General features: G+C 71.3%; 17 protein-coding genes. 8 read left to right on the top strand and 9 right to left on the bottom strand.

Annotated elements, in window-relative coordinates:
• The first annotated feature begins 142 nt into the window (after positions 1 to 142).
• The 4 genes from LL946_RS17030 to LL946_RS17015 all read left to right on the top strand — a co-directional run bounded on the left by LL946_RS17030 (position 143) and on the right by LL946_RS17015 (position 4,501).
• The gene (locus tag LL946_RS17030; protein WP_404382777.1) at positions 143 to 886 is read left to right on the top strand and encodes an SGNH/GDSL hydrolase family protein; all 744 of its coding nucleotides are present in this window, start codon (positions 143 to 145) and stop codon (positions 884 to 886) included.
• A 99-nt stretch (positions 887 to 985) separates the two neighbouring features.
• Positions 986 to 2,473 carry a D-alanyl-D-alanine carboxypeptidase family protein gene (locus LL946_RS17025; protein ID WP_404382775.1) on the top strand — a complete coding sequence of 496 codons (1,488 nt, stop codon included), beginning with the start codon at positions 986 to 988 and terminating at the stop codon, positions 2,471 to 2,473.
• Positions 2,474 to 2,564: 91 nt separating this feature from the next.
• Positions 2,565 to 3,950, top strand: coding sequence for an MFS transporter (locus LL946_RS17020; protein WP_404382773.1), 1,386 nt, complete (start codon positions 2,565 to 2,567; stop codon positions 3,948 to 3,950).
• Positions 3,951 to 4,138: 188 nt separating this feature from the next.
• Positions 4,139 to 4,501, top strand: coding sequence for an RNA polymerase-binding protein RbpA (locus LL946_RS17015; protein ID WP_404382771.1), 363 nt, complete (start codon positions 4,139 to 4,141; stop codon positions 4,499 to 4,501).
• Positions 4,502 to 4,622: 121 nt separating this feature from the next.
• On the opposite strand, the gene LL946_RS17010 is transcribed toward LL946_RS17015, so the two are convergent.
• From LL946_RS17010 to LL946_RS16985, 6 genes are read right to left on the bottom strand one after another with little or no spacing between them, the layout of a single operon-like run.
• Entirely contained in the window at positions 4,623 to 5,129 is a 507-nt protein-coding gene (locus LL946_RS17010) for an FxsA family protein (protein ID WP_404382769.1), read from the bottom strand.
• Entirely contained in the window at positions 5,126 to 5,899 is a 774-nt protein-coding gene (locus tag LL946_RS17005; protein ID WP_404382767.1) for a polyprenol monophosphomannose synthase, read from the bottom strand. Before LL946_RS17005 ends, LL946_RS17010 begins: the two co-directional genes overlap by 4 nt.
• Positions 5,892 to 7,484 (bottom strand): apolipoprotein N-acyltransferase, encoded by a 1,593-nt coding sequence (gene lnt, locus LL946_RS17000; protein ID WP_404382765.1) that lies wholly within the window; start codon positions 7,482 to 7,484, stop codon positions 5,892 to 5,894. The genes LL946_RS17005 and lnt overlap by 8 nt, the downstream gene beginning before the upstream one ends.
• 23 nt (positions 7,485 to 7,507) lie before the next feature.
• Positions 7,508 to 7,903: a hotdog domain-containing protein gene (locus tag LL946_RS16995; protein WP_404382763.1), complete on the bottom strand. Its 396-nt coding sequence runs from the start codon at positions 7,901 to 7,903 to the stop codon at positions 7,508 to 7,510.
• A complete protein-coding gene (locus LL946_RS16990) occupies positions 7,900 to 8,697 on the bottom strand; it encodes an OAM dimerization domain-containing protein (protein WP_404382761.1) in 798 nt (265 codons plus the stop codon). Before LL946_RS16990 ends, LL946_RS16995 begins: the two co-directional genes overlap by 4 nt.
• Positions 8,694 to 10,283, bottom strand: a complete 1,590-nt coding sequence (locus LL946_RS16985; RefSeq protein WP_404382759.1) for a lysine 5,6-aminomutase subunit alpha — start codon at positions 10,281 to 10,283, stop codon at positions 8,694 to 8,696. The genes LL946_RS16990 and LL946_RS16985 overlap by 4 nt, the downstream gene beginning before the upstream one ends.
• 131 nt (positions 10,284 to 10,414) lie before the next feature.
• Here LL946_RS16985 and LL946_RS16980 point away from each other — a divergent pair, with 131 nt between their 5' ends.
• Complete coding sequence (locus LL946_RS16980; protein WP_404382757.1) at positions 10,415 to 11,197, top strand: class I SAM-dependent DNA methyltransferase; 783 nt, start codon at positions 10,415 to 10,417, stop codon at positions 11,195 to 11,197.
• Here the strand turns inward: LL946_RS16980 and LL946_RS16975 are convergent.
• From LL946_RS16975 to LL946_RS16965, 3 genes are read right to left on the bottom strand one after another with little or no spacing between them, the layout of a single operon-like run.
• Positions 11,182 to 12,387: an acetate/propionate family kinase gene (locus LL946_RS16975; RefSeq protein ID WP_404382755.1), complete on the bottom strand. Its 1,206-nt coding sequence runs from the start codon at positions 12,385 to 12,387 to the stop codon at positions 11,182 to 11,184. The two genes, LL946_RS16980 and LL946_RS16975, sit on opposite strands and share 16 nt — an antisense overlap.
• Entirely contained in the window at positions 12,387 to 14,444 is a 2,058-nt protein-coding gene (pta, locus tag LL946_RS16970; RefSeq protein WP_404382753.1) for a phosphate acetyltransferase, read from the bottom strand. Before pta ends, LL946_RS16975 begins: the two co-directional genes overlap by 1 nt.
• 17 nt (positions 14,445 to 14,461) lie before the next feature.
• The gene (locus LL946_RS16965; RefSeq protein ID WP_404382751.1) at positions 14,462 to 15,559 is read right to left on the bottom strand and encodes an L-erythro-3,5-diaminohexanoate dehydrogenase; all 1,098 of its coding nucleotides are present in this window, start codon (positions 15,557 to 15,559) and stop codon (positions 14,462 to 14,464) included.
• 86 nt (positions 15,560 to 15,645) lie between these two features.
• On the opposite strand from LL946_RS16965, the gene LL946_RS16960 reads away from it, so the two are divergent.
• From LL946_RS16960 to ybaK, 3 genes are all read left to right on the top strand, one after another.
• The gene (locus tag LL946_RS16960) at positions 15,646 to 17,100 is read left to right on the top strand and encodes a KamA family radical SAM protein (protein WP_404382749.1); all 1,455 of its coding nucleotides are present in this window, start codon (positions 15,646 to 15,648) and stop codon (positions 17,098 to 17,100) included.
• 130 nt (positions 17,101 to 17,230) lie between these two features.
• On the top strand, positions 17,231 to 18,490 hold the full coding sequence (locus LL946_RS16955) for an MFS transporter (RefSeq protein WP_404382747.1): 1,260 nt from the start codon (positions 17,231 to 17,233) through the stop codon (positions 18,488 to 18,490).
• A gap of 21 nt (positions 18,491 to 18,511) precedes the next feature.
• Complete coding sequence (gene ybaK / locus LL946_RS16950) at positions 18,512 to 19,015, top strand: Cys-tRNA(Pro) deacylase (protein ID WP_404382745.1); 504 nt, start codon at positions 18,512 to 18,514, stop codon at positions 19,013 to 19,015.
• Positions 19,016 to 19,023: the final 8 nt, after the last annotated feature.

Below are 19,023 nucleotides of genomic sequence, written 5' to 3'. Positions count from 1 at the left end.
CGGTGATCCACGAGCTGCCCTCACCCTCTCCGTCCCCGTGGGCCCGGGCAACCGGACGACCGCGGCTTGTCCGATGAGGACGACCCACCGGACAAGACGCGGCAGACGGGATCCCCGCGATGCCGCGTGGAACACTGCGGGCATGAACGACCGCCTGCAGAACGGCGCCCTGGCCGGTCTCCTCGTCCTGACTCTCGTGCTCGTCGGCTTCTCCCTGCGCAGCCGAGGAACCGTGCCGGCGTCCTCCGACGTCGCGGCCACGCCGACGTCGTCCCGGACCGCCTCCCCCTCGCCCACTCCCACGGCTGCGAGCGGGCCGGTCGTCTTCCTCGGTGACTCCGTCGCCGAGGGCAGGAGTGCGACGACGCCGCGCAAGCGCTGGACCGCGATCGTCGCCGGTGAGCTCGGGCTCAAGGAGGTCAACCTCGGCCACGCCCGTACGGGCTACCTGCGCATCGGTCCCGAGGGCTCCTGCGGCGACGCCGCCTGCCCCAACTTCAAGGACTCCGTGCGTGCGGCCGCGGCAGCAGCCCCCTCGGCGGTGGTCGTCACGGGCGGCGGCAACGACACCGGGCTCGATGCCGAGGCGGTCGCCTCGGCGGTCTCGGCCACGCTCACCGGTCTGCGCAAGGCGCTGCCGGAGGCAAAGATCTACGTCGTCAACCCGTGGTGGGACCTGCGCGAGCAGCCCGACAGCCTGGACGACCTCACGACGGTCGTGGCCGACGCGGCGAAGGCCACCGGGGTGACCTACCTCGACACCGGACAGCCGCTCGTGGGCCAGCCCGACCTCATGGTCGCGAGCGGCACGAACCCCAACGATGCCGGGCACGCGGCGCTCGCCAAGGCGGTCACGGAGGCGCTCGCGTCCACCCCGAACGGCTGACAGCCCTCGGGGCCTCCTCTAGGCTGGTCTCCACGACCGCCGGGTCAGGACCCGGTCAGCGCAGGGGTCGCACGCAGCGTCCCCGGGAAGTGATCCACGATGCAACGCAACGGACTGTCGCGAGTCGCGACAGGTGTGGCCGCCGCAGCGGCCGCCGTTGCGCTGGGCATGGGAGTCGCGGCAGCCGAGCCGACTCCGGCCCCCGACGCGTCCGCCACGACCGCGGAACCGACCCCCACCCCGGAGCCGACGCCGACGCCGCCGGAGCCCACGCCCACCCCTGAGCCCACGCCGACGCCTCCGCCGCCGTCCCCGACGACGACAACACCGCCGCCACCGGGCCCCACTCCCGCACCCACGACGTCCACACCGACGCCGACGTCCTCCCCTACCCCGACACCGCGACTCCCGTGGCAGCCGCCGAGGCCCGGTGACCCCGACGACGGGCCGCGCTCCTTCGACCCTGACGTCACGCTGAGCACCACCGAGCTCGCGAACCAGGTCGCCGCCGCCGAGCAGATCTGGGGTCAGATCACCGCCTCCAACACGGGCCTCTCGCTGGCGCTCAAGGAGCTGCGCGTCCTGTCGACGCAGTCCAACGCCCTCCTCGAGTCGCTCACCGAGGCACGCACCACCGAGGCCGCAGCCACCGCGTCCGCTGCGCAGGCGAAGGTCGAGCTCGGGGTTCTGGAGGCACGGCTCGAGCGGGCCCGGGCGATCGTGCGCGAGTGGGCCTTCCAGGCCTACGCCGAGGGTGGGACCAACGGCGAGCTGCTCGCCATGCTCGACGCGATGCGCACCGAGGAGGCCGAGGTCGGTGACCCGATGGGTGACCTGTCCTACCTCACCGACCAGCGCGTCCGCGCAGTCGACGAGGTTCGCACCCTGACCGCCCGCCAGCACCACCTCACCGATGTCCGCGCCGACGCCCTCAAGGCCGCGACCGACGCCGCGGCGACGATCGTGCGCGAGAAGGCCCAGCTCGACGGCCTGGTCAGGACGCAGAACGCCAAGCTGGCGGCCCTGCGCAAGTCCCACACGGCCGACGTGGCCAAGGCCGGTCCCATCGCGGCATACCTCGCCGGCATCCAGACGCCGGAGGCCAAGGCGGCCTACGCCAAGCTCGTGGGCGTCCTCGGTTCGGCGATCACCACCGCCGGTGTGGGCAGGCCGTGCAGCACGGCATCGACGAACTACCCGAACGGCCTCTACCCGACCAGCGCCCTCTGCCCGCTCTGGCAGGCGCCCGGCGAGATGCTCTCGCCCCGGGCAGCCGCCGCGTTCAACGCCATGACCCAGGCCTACGCGCGTCAGACCGGCAGCCCGATCTGCGTCACGGACTCCTACCGCTCGCTCAGCCAGCAGTACGTCACCAAGGCCAAGCGCGGCCGCTTCGCCGCCCGTCCGGGGACCAGCCGTCATGGGCTCGGCATGGCGCTTGACCTGTGCGGCGGCATCAACAACTTCGGCTCCCCCGCGCACCTCTGGATGAAGCAGAACGCCCCCCTCTACGGCTGGTTCCACCCGAGCTGGGCCGGTCCCGGCGGGGCGACTCCTGAGCCGTGGCACTGGGAGTTCGCGGGCTGACTGCCCTGCCGTCGGGCTGAGTGCGCGACTCGCGGGTGCTGAGTAGACGTACTCGCCCCAGCAGCCCGCACCGTGTGCCACAGTTCGGCACATGACGACGCAGTCAGCCCCTCCCGCCATCGACGAGTACGCCGAAACGGCGCGCTACCAGCGACCGTGGTACTGGTACGACTGGGCCAACTCGGCCTTCGTGACGACGACGGCGACCGTGTTGTTCGGCCCCTACCTCACCTCGATCGCGACCGAGGCCGCGTGTCCCGGCCTGGCGGACGGAGCCGACTGCACGACGGACCTCAACGTCCTCGGTCTGCCCATCGACCCGGGGTCGCTGCACCCCTACACGGTCGGCCTCTCGACCTTCGTCGGGGCGCTGATGCTCATCTTCGTGGGCGCCATCGCCGACCGCACCAAGCGCCCGGCCCGGCTCATGGCGCTCTTCGCCGGCATCGGTGCCGTCGCGGCGTCGTCGATGTTCTTCGTCAAGGGCAGCAACTGGCAGCTCGGCGTCGCCCTGCTCATGGTGGCCAGCATCGCGCTGGGTGCCTCGCTCGTCGTGTACGACGCGATCCTCGTGCGCATCGCCCACCCCGACGACCGCGACAAGGTGTCCTCGCGGGGCTGGGCGTTGGGCTACCTCGGCGGCGGCCTCCTGCTCGCCGTCAACTTCCTCATGCTCAGCAACGAGGACACGTTCGGCGGCACCGGCCAGACGGTGCGGATCAGCATGCTCATGGCCGGCCTCTGGTGGGGCCTGTTCACGCTCATCCCTGTCCTCGGGATGTGGCAGATGCGTGGGGTCGAGCGGCCCGTCGTCGCCGCGAAGGCGGGCGTCATCGGTGGCACGTTCCGCCAGCTGTCCGACACGTTCCGGCACCTCCTGGGGCTGCGGCAGACCCTGCTCTTCCTCGTCGCCTACATGTTCTTCAACGACGGCATCCAGACGGTCATCGGCCAGTCGAGCCTCTACGGCACGGCCGAGCTCGGCTTCTCGGAGACGACCATGCTCACGCTCTTCCTCATGGTCCAGTTCGTGGCCTTCGGCGGCGCGCTGATCTTCGGTCAGGTCGCCCGTCGCGTGGGGGCCTGGCGCACCGTCCTCGGTGGCATCGCCATGTGGGTCCTCGTCATCGTGGCGGCGTTCTTCGTCCCCGAGAAGGCCCTGGCCGCCCTCTTCGCACTGGGCGTGGGCATCGGTCTGGTCCTGGGCGGCACGCAAGCGCTCAGCCGCTCGATGTACTCCCAGCTCGTCCCCCGCGACCGAGAGGCCGAGTTCTTCAGCCTCTACCAGGCGCTCGAGCGCGGCACGAGCTGGTTCGGCGCCGTGATCTTCGGCGTCGTGCACCAGGTCACTGACTCCTACCGGCCGGCGATCCTCGCTCTCATCGTGTTCTTCGTGCTCGGCGGCGCGCTGCTCGCCAAGGTCGACATGGCTCGTGGGATCCGCGAGGCGGGCAACGAGGTGCCAGCAGTCCTCTGAATCCGCTAGACTGTTCTGTCACGCCTTAGTGGGCGTGTGCATTCACACGGGGGAAACGGGCCCTGCCAGGCGGCAGCGACATCATCGCTGCTCTCGGAACAACACGTGTTCCTCATCCGTTTCACCCTGTGACACCCGGCGCATCGCACCCATCCGCCGGGATCCACGAATTCGTTGGGAGTAACCCCATGGCAGAACGCAGCCTGCGCGGCAGCCGACTCGGCGCCCTCAGCATGGAGACGGACGCGAACGTCGTCCCGAGCGAGCGGCAGATCACGACCTACCTGTGCCCGCAGGGTCACCGCATCGAGCTTCCGTTCTCGATCGAGGCGGAGATCCCCTCCGTGTGGGAGTGCCGCTGCGGCGAGGAGGCCAAGCTCCAGGGCGGTGGCCCCGAGCCCGAGGCCAAGCCCGTCAAGCACGTCCGCACCCACTGGGACATGCTGCTCGAGCGTCGCTCCATCCCCGAGCTCGAGGAGCTCCTCGAGGAGCGCCTCACCCTCCTGCGCGCCTCGCGCGGCGAGAAGCCGGGCAAGAAGAAGTCCGCCTGACGGGGTCGTCCCCCCACAGACGCCGTATGCCGTGTGCCCACCTCGGGCACACGGCATACGTGCGTCCGGGCCCACCCAGCTGACTGCCCCACGTCGAGGCAGTGCCCTCGCCTTCGGGCAGTCAGTCGGGGGTCTCGTCGACGACCTCGCCGCGGATCGTGCCCTGGGCCCCGGGTGAGCGAGGTCCGCCACCGGTGAACGGCATGGCCACGAGCACGCGGCTCGCGACGAAGGCCTCGAGCAGCCGGCGAGCGAAGACCCGGGTGAACGGCAGGACGAAGAAGAGCCCGATGACGTCACTCACGAAGCCGGGCAGGAGCAGGAAGAACCCGCCGATGAGCACGAGCGCCCCGTCGGCGATCTCGCGGCTCGGCATGCGCCCCGTGTGGGACGCCTCGCGCAGCGCCTTCCAGGCACGGGACCCCTCGCGGCGCATCAGCCAGGTCCCGAGGACCGTGAGCGCGATGAGGGCCAGAAGCGTCCAGCCGATGCCGATGAGCCTGCCGACGGCGACGAGGACGGCGATCTCGATGACCGGTACGAGGACGAGACCGACGAGCACGAACGTGAGCCAGCGCGGTCGACGCTGTCGGCGCGCGTAGGGGGTGGAGCCGATCGGGTGGTTCACAACCTGTGCCAACGCGTGCGCGCCGCGAGCCGTTCCCTCAGCTGCTCGCTGCGGCGCTGCACGCCCCAGACCGTGATCCGTCCGAGGGACTCCCGGACGATGCTCTGGTCCATCTTGGAGTCGCCGATCTCGCGCTCGACGAACGTGATCGGCACCTCGACCACGTCGAGACCGGCGAGGACGGCCCGGCGGGTGAGGTCGACCTGGAAGCAGTAGCCCGCCGACTCCACGCTCGCGAGGTCGAGCCGGCGCAGCGCCTCGGCGCGGTAGACGCGGTAGCCGGCCGTGGCGTCGTTGACGTCCATGCCGAGGAGGACGCGGGTGTAGATGTTGCCGCCCACGCTGAGCACCTTGCGGTGGGTCGGCCAGTTGACGACCTTGCCGCCGGGGACCCATCGGGAGCCGATGACGAGGTCTGCGTCGCGGGCGGCATCGAGGAGCCGACGGAGGTCCTCGGGGCGGTGGGACCCGTCGGCGTCCATCTCGACGACCGCGTCGTAGCCCTGCTCGAGCGCCCACGCGAACCCGTGGAGGTAGGCCGCGCCCAGGCCCTCCTTGCCGGCCCGGTGCAGGACGTGGACCTGGTCGTCCGCTGCGGCGAGCTCGTCGGCGACCTCGCCGGTCCCGTCGGGAGAGTTGTCGTCGAGGACGCAGATGTCGACCTCAGGGACCGCACGGCGCACTCGACCGACGATGGTCGGGAGGTTCTCGCGCTCGTTGTAGGTGGGGATGAGCACGACGACGCGGTCGAGGATGGGACGCTCAGTCAACGTGGTCCTTCGTGGTTTGCTCCGGATCGGGTCGCTCGACCCTAACGCCTCGGCCTCGCCCCGCTGCGACGAGGACGACTCCGAGCAGTGCGCCGAGGGCGAGCCACTCGGGCCACGGCCCGAGCCGGTCGGCGAGCGTCCGGTCGGTGCGGATCGCCACGGAGCCGATCCGCTGCTCGGCGGTGAACAGTCCGGTCTTGCCGGTCACGGTGCCGTCGGGAGCGATGAACCCCGAGACGCCGACGGTCGACACGTGGGCGACCGAGCGCCCGTGCTCGATGGCCCGGATCCGTGAGATGGCGAACTGCTGCTCGGACTCTGCGGTGTAGCCGAACGTCGCGTTGTTGGTCTGGACGAGGATGAGGCCGGCGTCCTTGCCGGGCTGGGTGACCGAGTCGCGCATGAGGCCGTCGTAGGCCACCTCGAAGCAGATCGTGGGCAGTGCCCAGTAGGCGCCCGACGGGGCGTCGACCCGGAAGGCACCGAGCTCGGTCCCCTTGGCGAAGTCCTTGGTGACGAGGTCGACCTTGTCGCTGAAGTTGCGGAAGAACGAGCGGTAGGGGATGTACTCGGCGAAGGGCACCGGGTGGTTCTTGACGTAGCGCTCGGGCTCCGCTCCCCCGGGCCGGTAGAGCAGCGAGACGTTGGAGACATCGGGCTGCGGCTCCTGGAGGACGGCGCCCACGATGACCGGCACACCGACCGCCGACAGCGCGCGCTGCACCTGGGCGGCCGCGTCGGGGTTGCGGATCGGGTCGATGTCGGAGGAGTTCTCGGGCCAGACGACGAGGCTCAGTGGCTCCAGGATCCGCTCCCCCAGCTCACCCTTCACCTTCTCGGCGACGAGCTCGGTGCCGCGCACGTGGTTGTCGAGGACCGCGCGGCGCTCGGCGTTGAAGTCGAGGCCAGGTCGCGGCACGTTGCCCTGCACCATGGCGACGGTGACGCGTCGTCCGTCGACGGGAGGGTCCAGCAGCCCTGCGAAGGCCACCCAGACGATCGTGGTGGCGGCGATGGCGAGCGCTTGAAGTCTGTGGCGCCGGACGATGTCGAGCGCCATGAGCATCTGTGTCCCCACGATGGCAACGGCGAAGGTGACACCGGGCGCGCCGAACATCTGCGCCACGTTGGCCAGGGGGCTGTCGGCCTGGCTGAACGCCAACCGAGCCCACGGGAAGCCACCGAATGGCGTCGTGCCGCGCGCGAGCTCCTGGGCGACCCACGCCAAGGGGATGACGGCATACACGGAGTCGCCCCAGCGGGGACGCAGGCGACGCCCGACGAAGCCCACGACGGCACACATGAGGGCGAGGTAGAGCGCCTCGAGGGTGGCAAGCGCGAACCACGGGACCTTGCCGACATAGACGCCGGACCACGACAGGACGGGCACGAAGAAGGCCCATCCTGCGACCAGCCCGAGCAGGAAGCCGCGCCGCCCGCCGACGTCGATCGTCACTCCCCCGAGCAGCCCGACGGCGACCGGGGCGAGCCACCACAGGTTGTGGGTGGGGAAGGCCAGCCAGAGCAGCACGCCGGCGACGAGCGCACCGAGGACGCTGACGGCATACGGGATTCGCGGCGGCACGGAGCCACCGTAGGTCACCGACCTCAGCGCGGTGGCACCACCACGACTCCGCGGGCCGTCGTGGCGACGACCGGCGGGTCGAGGACGTCGGCGGCGGACTCGCCGCGCTCCGGGTTGCCCCGGGCGACGACGCGCACGGCGAACTCCAGCTCGCGGCTGCGCGTCCCGACCCGGACGAGGGTCGCCTCGATCTCGATGCAGTCGCCGGCGCGCACCGGCGCCAGGAACTGGACGTCGCTGTAGGAGGCGAAGAGACCCTCGTCGCCGTCGGTGAGGATGCACATCTCGGTCGCGACGTCACCGAAGGCAGCCAGCGAGTAGGCGCCGTCGACGAGGTTGCCGGCGTAGTGGGCGTGGCTGTAGGGGACGTAGCGGCGGTGGGTGACCCGCTGGCCCACGGTTGCGGTCATGGTGCTCATGCTCCCTTGCTGTGCGTGGCGGCGGTGCCCTGGGGCACGAGGGCGTGCACGAGGTAGCTCGCGACCTCACCGGGGGTCGTGCCTCGGCCGAAGATCCGGTCGACGCCGAGGGCGCCGGCCGACCCCTCCTCGAAGCGTGGCCCGCCGACGACGAGCAGCGGCACCTTGCCCGCCGGGAACGCCTCACGGAACGCCGCGGACATCGCGGTGGTGTTGTGGATGTGCGCGTCGCGCTGGGTGACGACCTGGCTGACGAGGACGGCGTCGGCCCTCTCGGCTCGTGCCCGCTCGACGAGGTCGGGGATGAGCACCTGCGCGCCGAGGTTCACGACCTTGATCTCGCGGTGGTACTCGAGGCCCTTCTCGCCGGCGAAGCCCTTGATGTTGAGGATGGCGTCGATGCCGACGGTGTGCGCGTCGGTGCCGATGCACGCGCCGACGACCACGAGCTTGCGGTGCAGCTGTCGCTTGATCGCGGTGTTGATCTCCTTGCCGGAGAGCAGCGGGAACTCGCGCTCGACCACCTCGACGAGGCCCGGCTCGACGAGGTGCTTGACCGAGCCGTAGACGACGAAGAAGGTGAAGCCGTCGCCGATCGCCTTGTGGTGGACGACGATCGCCGGCTCGATGCCCATCCTGCCGGCGAGCTGGAGGGCCGCGCCCTCGGCTCGCTTGCTGTTGGGCATCGGCAGCGTGAACGACACCTGCACCATCCCGTCGCCGGTCTGGTCGCCGTAGGGGCGGACGACCGAGGGCATCTCGGCGACCTCGGCCTCGCCGTGCGAGCTGCTCATCGTGTTGCTCCACTCTCGAGGAGGGTGATCGCGGGGTTGTCGTAGCCGTCGGCCCGCTCGACGACGCCGTCGAGGCCCTTGCCGGCCGTCGCGGGTCGCTTCATCTCGCCGAAGGTGCCGTCGGCGATGGCCTCGAGGAGCGGTGCCTTGCCGGGCTCGTCGGAGATCTGCTGGAGCAGGTCGATGGCCTCGCCCAGCACCTGCCTGGCCCGGGTCTGGATGAAGCCGTCGCGCGGCGGCTGGAAGTCCTCGGTGAGCCCGCCGGCGGCGTTGAGGACGTAGCGGACGTTCTGGAGCGCGATGTCGCGGTCCGAGATCCACGGGGTGACGACGGCCTCGGTCATCATCCCGACGAGCAGGATGCCCTGGCCGGTGAGGGCGCCGGCGAGGTTGAAGAACCCGTCGAGCAGGTTGCCCCGGAACACGTCCCCGGTCATGTGCTTCGTCGGCGGCATCCACTTGAGCGGCGCGTCCGGGAAGAGCGTGCGGGCCAGCAGCGCGTGCGCGAGCTCCATTCGGAAGCTGTCGCGCAGGTCGGGGTTGATCTCGAAGGCGTGGCCGAGCCCGAGCTGCCAGTCCTCGAGCCCCGCCTCCTTCGCGAAGTACTCGTTGAGCAGCTGGCTCACCGTGACCGTGTGCGCGGCCTCGACGGCGTCGCTCGTCGTGAGGTAGTTGTCCTCGCCGGTGTTGATGATGATGCCGGCGCGGGCGTGGATCTGGCGGCTGAACCGCTGGTCGACGAACGTGCGGATCGGGTTGATGTCGCGGAAGAGGATGCCGTACATCGAGTCGTTGAGCATCATGTCGAGCCGCTCGAGCCCGGCCAGGGTCGCGATCTCGGGCATGCACAGGCCGCTGGCGTAGTTGGTCAGCCGGATGTAGCGGCCGACCTCCTTGCTCGTCTCGTCGAGCGCGGCCCGCATGAGCCGGAAGTTCTCCTGGGTCGCGTAGGTGCCGGCATACCCCTCGCGGGTCGCACCCTCGGGGACGTAGTCGAGCAGGCTCTGCCCCGTGGATCGGATGACCGCGATGACGTCGGCGCCCTCGCGGGCCGCCTCCTGGGCCTGCGGGATGTCCTCGTGGATGTCGCCGGTGGCGACGATGAGGTAGATCCAGGGCCGCTGCTCGGGGTCGCCATGGCGCTTGACGAGCCGCTCGCGCGCAGCTCGCTGCCGGTCGATCGTGCGTATGCCGTGTGCCACCGCCGTGCGGGACTGCTTGGCTGCCGCGGTGGCGTCCTTGCCCTCGGGGACCCGGAAGTCGACCGACCGGCTGCTCGCCATCTGCGCGAGGGTGAGGAGGTCGGGTGCGACGCCGCGACGCAGCGCGTCCCAGACCGGCAGGGTCACACCGTGCTCGAGGCCGGCTCCTTCGCGGACGGCGTCGACGAGGTGGTTGACCCACGGGACCCGCTCGTGGTCCGCGCCGGCCAGTCCCGCCAGGCGCAGGGTCGCGCGCTCGACCGACACGGTGGTGTGCCGGCCGGCGATCCTGACGACCGGCCTGCCGACGGAGCGCGCGAGCGAGCGGGCGCGGCGGACATCGGCCCGGTCGAGCTCGAGAAGGGGGCGGGGACGTGAAGACACGACGGCAGGTTACCAACCTCACCGCCGATCTTGCGGCCACCCCCGCGCCGCGCCGCAAGATCGTCACAACAGACTCCACGCCGGTCAGAAGTCGGTTGCCGGCGACCCCCGCGGGTGGACATGCTCACGTCATGACTCTCGACCTCACGCGCCTGGACCACCTCAGCCAGGACGAGCTCTGGGACGAGCAGGCCGCCGCCTCGTACGACAGCCCCGGCGAGGGCATGTGGTCCGAGGAGGTCCTGGGGCCGACCCTCGACCGTCTCGCGGGGTTGGCGGGCGGTGGCCGCGCCCTCGAGCTCGCCGTCGGCACGGGTCGGGTCGCGATCCCGCTGGCACGTCGCGGGGTCCCGGTGGCCGGGATCGAGCTGAGCCGGCCGATGCTCTCCCAGCTCGCCCGAACCGAGGGGGCAGAGGCCGTCACCGCCGACCACGGGGACATGGTCACCACGAGGGTCGACGGCGAGTTCTCCCTCGTCTACCTCGTCTTCAACACGATCGCGAACCTCCTCACCCAGGAGGCGCAGGTCGCCTGCTTCCGCAACGCGGCGGCCCACCTGTCGCCGGGCGGGCGCTTCGTCATCGAGCTCTGGGTGCCGGACCTGCGGTCGGTCTCGCCCTCGGCGCCGGCGCAGGTCTTCTCGGTGGAGGACGGCTACCTCGGTCTGGACGCGATCGACACCGCGAGCCAGCGACTCATGTCCCACCACGTGAGGTTCGACCCGGGCGCCACCGGGCCCGACCGCAGGTCGGCCCGCATCGGCTTCACACCCCATCGCTACATCTGGCCGTCCGAGCTCGATCTCATGGGACAGCTGGCCGGCTTCGCCCTCGAGTCGCGGCATGCGGACTGGAGCGACGCGGCCTTCACGTCCGAGTCACGCTCACACGTGTCGGTCTACCGGCTCCGCTGACCCTCGAGGACGGCGAGGCACGCCCGCGCGATCTCGAGCTCCTCGTTGGTGGGCACGACCCAGGCCGGGATCCGGCTCGACGCCGTCGTGACGGCCCGCTCGGGCTCGCCCTCCTCGTTGGCGCGACGGTCGAGCTCGACGCCCAGGATGCCGAGCCCGTCGAGGACGAGCCCGCGGACGAGAGGGCTCTTCTCGCCGATCCCGCCTGTGAAGGCGATGGCGTCGACGCGCCCGAGCGTCACGGCATACCCACCGACGTACTTGCGGAGGCGGTGGACCATGACGTCGACCGCGAGCGCCGCGTCGGCGTCACCGGCCTCGCGTCGTGCCTCGACCTCACGCATGTCCGAGGCTCCCGCCAGCCCCTTGAGCCCGCTCTCCTTGTTGAGGGCCGTGTCGTATGCCGTCGGGTCCAGTCCCGCGACCCGCTCCAGGTAGGCGCCGAGGGCGGGGTCGACGTCGCCCGAGCGGGTGCCCATGACGAGCCCTTCGAGCGGCGAGAGACCCATCGAGGTGTCGACGCTCTGACCGCCGAGGACGGCGCACGCGCTGGCGCCGTTGCCGAGGTGCAGGACGATGACATTGCACTCGTTCGGGTCGCGCCCGAGGAGCTCTGCCGTGCGCCGGGAGACATGGCGGTGCGACGTCCCGTGGAAGCCGTAGCGGCGCACGCGGTGCTCGTCGCGCCACGCGGCCGGGACGGCATACGTGTGCGCGGCGGCTGGCAGGGTCTGGTGGAAGGCGGTGTCGAAGACGGCCACCTGGGGCACGTCCGGGAAGGACGACCGCGCGCTGCGGATGCCCTCGAGGTTCGCCGGGTTGTGCAGCGGGGCGAGCGGGACGAGCTCCTCGATCGCGGCCACGACGTCGTCGTCGACGAGGACGGGCTCGGTGAACCTCGGCCCACCGTGGACGACGCGGTGGCCGATGGCGAACAGGTCGATCCCGCCGAGGTCGGGGCCGTGCTCGCGCAGGGCCGACCGGGCGGCCTCGAGCGCCTCGGCGTGGTCGGCGCACGAGACGTCCTGCTGGTGGGTGGTGCCCCCGGTGGTGTGCTTGAGGTGTCCGGCACCGCCGATCCGGTCGACGATGCCCGACGCTTCCGTCTCGCCGGACGCGGCGTCGAGCACCTGGTACTTGAGCGAGGAGGATCCCGCGTTGACAACGAGGACGGGGCGCGCGGTCGTCATCAGGCGCCGGCCTGGATGGCGGTGATCGCGACGGTGTTGACGATGTCGCGCACGAGCGCCCCGCGCGAGAGGTCGTTGACCGGGCGGTTGAGGCCCTGGAGGACCGGGCCGATCGCCACGGCGGACGCGCTGCGCTGGACCGCCTTGTAGGTGTTGTTGCCGGTGTTGAGGTCCGGGAAGACGAGCACCGTTGCGCGGCCCGCCACCGGGCTGTCCTTGAGCTTGGTCGCGGCGACCCGGGGGTCGACGGCGGCGTCGTACTGGATCGGGCCCTCGACGAGCAGGTCCGGGGCCCGCTCGTGGACGAGCGCGGTCGCCGCCCGGACCTTGTCGACGTCGGCACCCGTGCCGGACTCCCCCGTCGAGTACGACAGCATCGCCACCCGGGGCTCGATGCCGAAGCGCTGGGCCGTGCGCGCCGAGGAGACCGCGATGTCGGCGAGCTGCTCGGCGGTCGGGTCGGGGTTGACGGCGCAGTCGCCGTAGACCAGGACCCGGTCGGCGAGGCACATGAGGAAGACGCTCGACACCACGGACACGTCGGGTGCGGTTCGCACGATCTCGAGCGCGGGGCGGATCGTGTGCGCGGTGGTCGTGATGCAGCCCGAGACCATCCCGTCGGCCAGCCCTTCGTGGACCATCATCGTCCCGAAGTAGGACGGGTCGACCACCCGGTCACGGGCCTGGTCCAGGGTCACGCCCTTGTGCGCACGGAGCGCGGCGTAGCTCGCCGCGAACCGCTCGCGCAGCGCGCTGGTGGCCGGGTCGATGAGCTCGGCCGCGGACACGTCCACTCCCAGCCGTGAGGCATGGGCGCGGATGGTCTCCGGGTCGCCGAGGAGCGTCAGCCGGGCGATGCCCCGGGCGAGGACGGTGTCCGCGGCGAGCAGGATCCGGTCCTCGGCTCCCTCGGGAAGGACGATGTGCGAGTCGGCGTCCTTCGCGGCGTCCACGAGCCGGTGCTCGAACATCAGCGGCGTGACGACGCCGCTCCCCGCCGTCGCCACCGGTCCGAGGACCGCCTCGGCGTCGAGCCCGCGCTCGACCATGGCCACGGCTGCGGCGAGCTTGCGAGCCGAGTCCGGTGTGAGCCGCCCCCGAGCGGCGCCCAGCTTGGTGGCGGTCGTCATCGTGCCCCCGTCGGTGGAGATGACCGGCAGCGCGACGTCGAGGCCCACGATGAGCCGCTCCACCTGCGGCGGCAGGGGAAAGCCGCCGTTGAGGACGATGCCCGACAGCGTGGGGAAGGTCTTGGAGCGGTGCGCGAGAAGGACGCCGATGACGACGTCCTCACGGTCGCCGGGCACGATGACCACGCCACCCTCGATCAGGCGGTCGAGCACGTGCGGCATCGTCATGGCCGCGACGACGAGACCCATGCACTCGCGGTCGAGGAACGCCGGGTCGCCGTGCACGAGGCGCCCCGCACACGCGTCCATGAGGTCGGCCACGGTCGGGGCCCGCAGCAGCGGCGTCTCCGGCAGGACCTGGACCGGGACGGCGAGGCGGTCGGCGACGGCGGCGCGGGTCGCGTCGAGCAGGTCGGGCGCGACCTGGTTGGCCACGATGCCGGTCACGTGGGCGTGGACGCCCCTGGCCGCCGCGACGGCCATCTCGGCGGTGGTGGCCACCTCGACGGGGTCGTGGCCGCGCGCCGGCACGACGAGCAGGAGGCGGGAGCCGAGGTTGGCGGCGACGGCGGCGTTGACCGAGAACTCGGTGGGCGCGGCGACGTCGGTGAAGTCCGAGCCGACGACGAGGACGACGTCGTGCTCGCGCGCCACCTCGTGGAAGCGGTCGACGATGAGCCCCATGGCCCTCTCGGGCGAGGCGTGGAGCTCGTCGTAGGTCACGCCGCAGGCCTGATCCACCGTGAGCGTGCCGGGCAGCCGCGAGAGCAGGGTCTGCACGAGCTCGTCGGGTCCGCCCGCGCGAACGATCGGCCGGAAGACCCCCACCCGACCGGCTCGCCGGCCCAGCTGGTCGAGCAGCCCGACGGCGACGGCCGACTTGCCGGACTGGGCTTCGGTCCCCGCGATGTAGATGCTCGTCACCACACCGCGAAACTACCCTGCTAGTCCTCGATGCGACCTTCGAACAGGGTTCGCACCGCGGCGTTGCCGCGCAGCAGGTCGAGCGCGTAGGCCGCGTGGCCCGGGACGTAGCCGTTGCCGACGAGCATCGTGACGTCGGCGGCCAGGCCCTCGGCACCCAGGGCAGCGGCTGCGAAGTTCGTCGCCATCGAGAAGAAGATCACCGTGCCGCCGTCGGCCGTCGCGAGGATGGCCGGCTGCTCGCAGCCGGTGACGTCGACGCAGACGACGGTGAGGTCGGCCGGGCCACCGGCGCTGGACAAGGCCTCACTGAGGCCCAGCGGGCTGCGGGCGTCGGCGACGACGACGTGCGTGGCCAGCCCCGTGCCTTCGAGCAGCGCGGCCTCGGTGGCGTCGCGCACGACGGCCACCCGGCGGGTCGCACCCGCGTGGGCTGCGGCTGCCAAAGAGAGGGAGCCGGACTTGCCCGCTCCCCCGAGCACGACGACGGACGGGCCGTCCCCGGACCGCGCGGCGGTGTCGGAAGGCGGCCGGCCGGCATACGCCTCGACGGTCCGGGCCACGAGGGCTGGTGCGCCGCAGACGTCCATGACCATGAGGGCGAGCTCGGGTGCGAGGTCCTCGGGGAGCCTCGCGGCGATCGAGCGTCCGAAGAGGATCGCGTGGCCCGCGGCCGGCACCCGCTCCCCCAGCCCGTCCCAGCGCTCGAGGCCGTCGGTGATCGCCAGCGGGGTGAGGGACAGCGAGACGAGGGTGGCGACCCGGTCGCCGGGAGCCAGCCCGAGGGGTGACTGCGGACCGACCTCCGCCACCGTGCCGATGAGCATGCCGCCACTGCCGGTGACGGGGTTCTGCATCTTGCCCCGGGTGCGCACGATGTCGAGCACCTCGGCCCGGATGGCGGAGCCGTCTCCGCCGTGCTTGTCGTGCAGCTGCCGGAAGGAGGCGGCGTCGAGGTTGAGCGTCTCGACGTCGATCCGCACCTCGTCGTCCCACAGCTCGGGGCGGGCGTCGAGGACCCGGGCGGCCTGGGGAAGGTACTCCCCCGCCGGTTCGAGGACCCGGTGGACCCCCAGCGGCGAGGACGTCCCGGTGGGTGACGAGGGCGAGGCGGACACGCAAGTTCTCCTGTCTGGCGACACGCGGCAACAAATATTGCGGTATGGATGTGACGGACGGGTGTTCTGTCCGTATCCTCGCATGCATGACGACGAACATCGAGCAGCCCTACGTCTACCGGCGCAAGGAGCTCGTCGAGCCCGACTGGACCCGCTTCCCGGGGTGGCGCGACGTCACCGGGGCTGACTGGGCCAGCGCGCAGTGGCAGCGCGCCCACTGCGTCAAGAACGTCACGCAGCTGCGCGACCTCATGGGCGACCTGCTCACTGACGCCTTCTACGCCGACCTCGAGCGCGACCAGGCCGAGCGCGCGACGATGTCGATGCTCGTCCCGCCACAGATGCTCAACACCATGGTCAGCGAGATGAGCTGGACCGACAGGTCGATGCCGGCCGCCGGCGCCGCGTTCACCGAGGCGTTCCTCGCCGACCCGGTGCGCCGCTACATGCTCCCGGTCTTCAGCGACCGACGCACCGACTGGGCCTCGCACCCCTTCGCCGCCCGCGACAGCCTCCACGAGCACGACATGTGGGCGGTCGAGGGACTCACCCACCGCTACCCCACCAAGGTGCTCGCCGAGATGCTGCCGACGTGCCCGCAGTACTGCGGCCACTGCACGCGCATGGACCTCGTCGGCAACTCCACGGCACAGATCGTCAAGCTCAAGCTCGCCGGCAAGCCGGTCGACCGGCACGCCGCGATGCTCGACTACCTGCAGCGGACCCCACAGGTGCGTGACGTCGTGGTCTCCGGCGGCGACGTCGCCAACATGCCGTGGAAGAACCTCGAGGGCTTCCTCGACAAGCTGCTGCGGATCGACAACATCCGCGACATCCGCCTCGCGACCAAGGCGCTTATGGGGCTTCCCCAGCACTGGCTCCAGGACGACGTCGTCGAGGGCGTCGCGCGCGTCTCGGCGCTGGCCCGTTCGCGCGGCGTCTCGCTGGCGATCCACACCCACGTCAACCACGCGCAGTCGGTGACGCCGCTCGTCGCCGACGCGGCCAAGGCGATGCTCGAGGCGGGCGTGCGCGACGTCCGCAACCAGGGCGTCCTCATGCGCGGCGTCAACGACACGAGCGAGGACCTGCTCGACCTCTGCTTCGCCCTCCAGGACGAGGCGATGATCACGCCGTACTACTTCTACATGTGCGACATGATCCCGTTCTCGGAGCACTGGCGGCTCGCCCTGCACGAGGCCCAGCACCTCCAGCACTCGATCATGGGCTACCTCCCCGGCTTCGCGACCCCGCGCATCGTCTGCGACGTGCCGTTCGTCGGCAAGCGCTGGGTGCACCAGGTCGACAGCTACGACCGAGACAAGGGCATGTCGTTCTGGCGCAAGAACTACCGCACCTCGATCGAGGGCGAGGACGCTGCCGCACTGTCGCGCGAGTACGTCTACTACGACCCGATCTACACGCTGCCCGAGGCCGGTCAGGACTGGTGGCGGTCCAACACCGACGTCGACGAGGTGCACGCCGCTGCCCTCGCCGGTGCCGGTGCCAGCCGCGACGCCTCGGCGCGCGACCTCGACTGATATGTAGGACCCACCCGACGGGCCTGAACCTCTCCCTGAGGGTCAGGCCCGTCGGGCGTTCCGGGGAATGCGCGGGCCGCGGCCGCCGTTCGACTCCTCTCGTACCGTTGTTTCGTCCGAGAGGCCCTCCATGAGCACGACCAGCAGCATCCGAACCAGCGCTGGTCACCGTGACGAACAGGTGCCCGCCCGCCGCGGCGAGGCCGAGCGGCGACGGCTGGGTCGAGGCCCCGGGTTCGTCCTGGCCCTCGCGTCGGTGATCGCCATGATGGTCGGCGCGAGCGCGCCGTCCCCGTTCTACCCGGTGCTCCAGCGCGAGATCGGCTTCTCCGCCGGCATGATGACGACGATCTTCGGCGTCTACGCGCTGGCCCTGCTCGCAACCCTGCTCGTCACCGGATCCCTCTCGGACCACATCGGCCGCCGGCCCGTCCTGGCGGTGGGCTTCGCCGTCCTCGCCGCCAGCATGGTCGGCTTCTGGCACGCCGACAGCGTCGCGACCCTCCTCGTCTCCCGCGCCGTGCAGGGTGTCGCCGGAGGCCTCCTCCTGTCGACCATGACCGCAGCCCTCACCGATCTCGAGCCCGCCTCGCGCCCCGGACTGGCCGCGACCCTCAACAGCGTGACTCCCCTGTTCGGGCTCGCCGCCGGAGCCCTGGTCGCCGGCGCTGTCCTCGATGCCAGCCCCGGCGGTGCCCTGACCCTCGTGTTCGCCACGCTCACGGCGACCTACGTCGTCATGGCGCTCGGCTCGCTCGCGCTGCCCGAGACCTCACCGCGCCACGAGGGCTGGGCCCGCTCGCTGCGACCCCGGGTGGGCATCCCGTCGGCCGCGCGTCCTGCCTTCCGGCGGAGCGCACCGGCGCTCTTCGCCGGGTGGGCCACCGGTGGCCTCTACCTCTCGCTCGGCGCGCCGATCGTCGGGCAGCTCCTCGGCGGCCGCTCGCACCTCGCGCAGGGCTCGGTCGTCGCCGTGCTCACCGGCGTGGGCTCCCTCAGCTGCTACCTGTGGCGCAACCGCACCCCTCGACAGGTCACGATCTACGGCACGACGATGCTCGCCCTCGGGACCGCCCTGACGTTGGTCGCCCTCCACGCGGAGTCGCTCGTCGGCTTCCTGCTCGCTGCCGTGGTTGCCGGCTCGGGCTTCGGGACCTCGTTCCTCGGGATCATGCGGTCGATCACGCCGACCGTCGGCCCGGACCAGCGCGGTGAGCTCTTCTCGAGCGTGTTCGTCGTCAGCTACCTCGCGTTCGGCCTGCCCGCCGTCGCCGCCGGGTTCGCCACTCCCGAGCTCGGGCTGGAGACGACCGCGACGATCTACGGACTCGTCGTCGTCGTGCTCTCGGGCGCCGCCGCGTTGATGCGCACCTTCGCCACGCGCGAGTAGCGGACGGCATACCCTCCCGTCATGGGACGCAAGGACCGCGGTGGTTCGGTGGGCACTCCGGCGACCGCCGCGCTGACGCGGGCGAAGATCTCGTATGCCGTCCGCGCCTACGAGCACGACCCCGCGGCCGAGTCGTTCGGCCTCGAGGCCGCGCAGGCGCTCGGTGTCGAGCCGTCTCGAGTGTTCAAGACCCTGCTCGTCGACACCGGCGAAGGCCTGGCCGTCGGCGTCGTGCCCGTCGACGGGACGCTCGACCTCAAGGCGATCGCCTCGGCCCTCGGGGTGAAGCGGGTGGGGATGGCCGACCCGGCCGCCGCGGAGCGCAGCTCGGGCTACGTCGTGGGCGGGATCTCCCCCATCGGTCAGAAGCGTCCGTTGCGCACGGTCGTCGACGAGTCGGCCACCGCGCACGAGCGCGTGCTCGTCTCCGGAGGTCGCCGCGGGCTCGACCTCGAGCTCACCCCCGCCGACCTCGTCCGGGTCACCCACGCCACCCTGGCGCCGATCGCCCGTCAGGACCCGTGAGAGGGTCG

The sequence above is a fragment of the Knoellia locipacati genome (genome assembly GCF_044791685.1).
Taxonomy (GTDB): domain Bacteria; phylum Actinomycetota; class Actinomycetes; order Actinomycetales; family Dermatophilaceae; genus Knoellia; species Knoellia locipacati_A.
This window is presented reverse-complemented; position numbering and strand designations above follow the sequence as displayed.

Coding starts and splice junctions, on each gene's coding strand:
- LL946_RS17030 (WP_404382777.1), top strand. CDS start 143: ATGAACGACCGCCTGCAGAACGGCGCCCTGGCCGGTCTCCTCGTCCTG.
- LL946_RS17025 (WP_404382775.1), top strand. CDS start 986: ATGCAACGCAACGGACTGTCGCGAGTCGCGACAGGTGTGGCCGCCGCA.
- LL946_RS17020 (WP_404382773.1), top strand. CDS start 2,565: ATGACGACGCAGTCAGCCCCTCCCGCCATCGACGAGTACGCCGAAACG.
- LL946_RS17015 (WP_404382771.1), top strand. CDS start 4,139: ATGGCAGAACGCAGCCTGCGCGGCAGCCGACTCGGCGCCCTCAGCATG.
- LL946_RS16995 (WP_404382763.1), bottom strand. CDS start 7,903: ATGAGCACCATGACCGCAACCGTGGGCCAGCGGGTCACCCACCGCCGC.
- LL946_RS16990 (WP_404382761.1), bottom strand. CDS start 8,697: ATGAGCAGCTCGCACGGCGAGGCCGAGGTCGCCGAGATGCCCTCGGTC.
- LL946_RS16980 (WP_404382757.1), top strand. CDS start 10,415: ATGACTCTCGACCTCACGCGCCTGGACCACCTCAGCCAGGACGAGCTC.
- LL946_RS16975 (WP_404382755.1), bottom strand. CDS start 12,387: ATGACGACCGCGCGCCCCGTCCTCGTTGTCAACGCGGGATCCTCCTCG.
- LL946_RS16960 (WP_404382749.1), top strand. CDS start 15,646: ATGACGACGAACATCGAGCAGCCCTACGTCTACCGGCGCAAGGAGCTC.
- LL946_RS16955 (WP_404382747.1), top strand. CDS start 17,231: ATGAGCACGACCAGCAGCATCCGAACCAGCGCTGGTCACCGTGACGAA.
- ybaK (WP_404382745.1), top strand. CDS start 18,512: ATGGGACGCAAGGACCGCGGTGGTTCGGTGGGCACTCCGGCGACCGCC.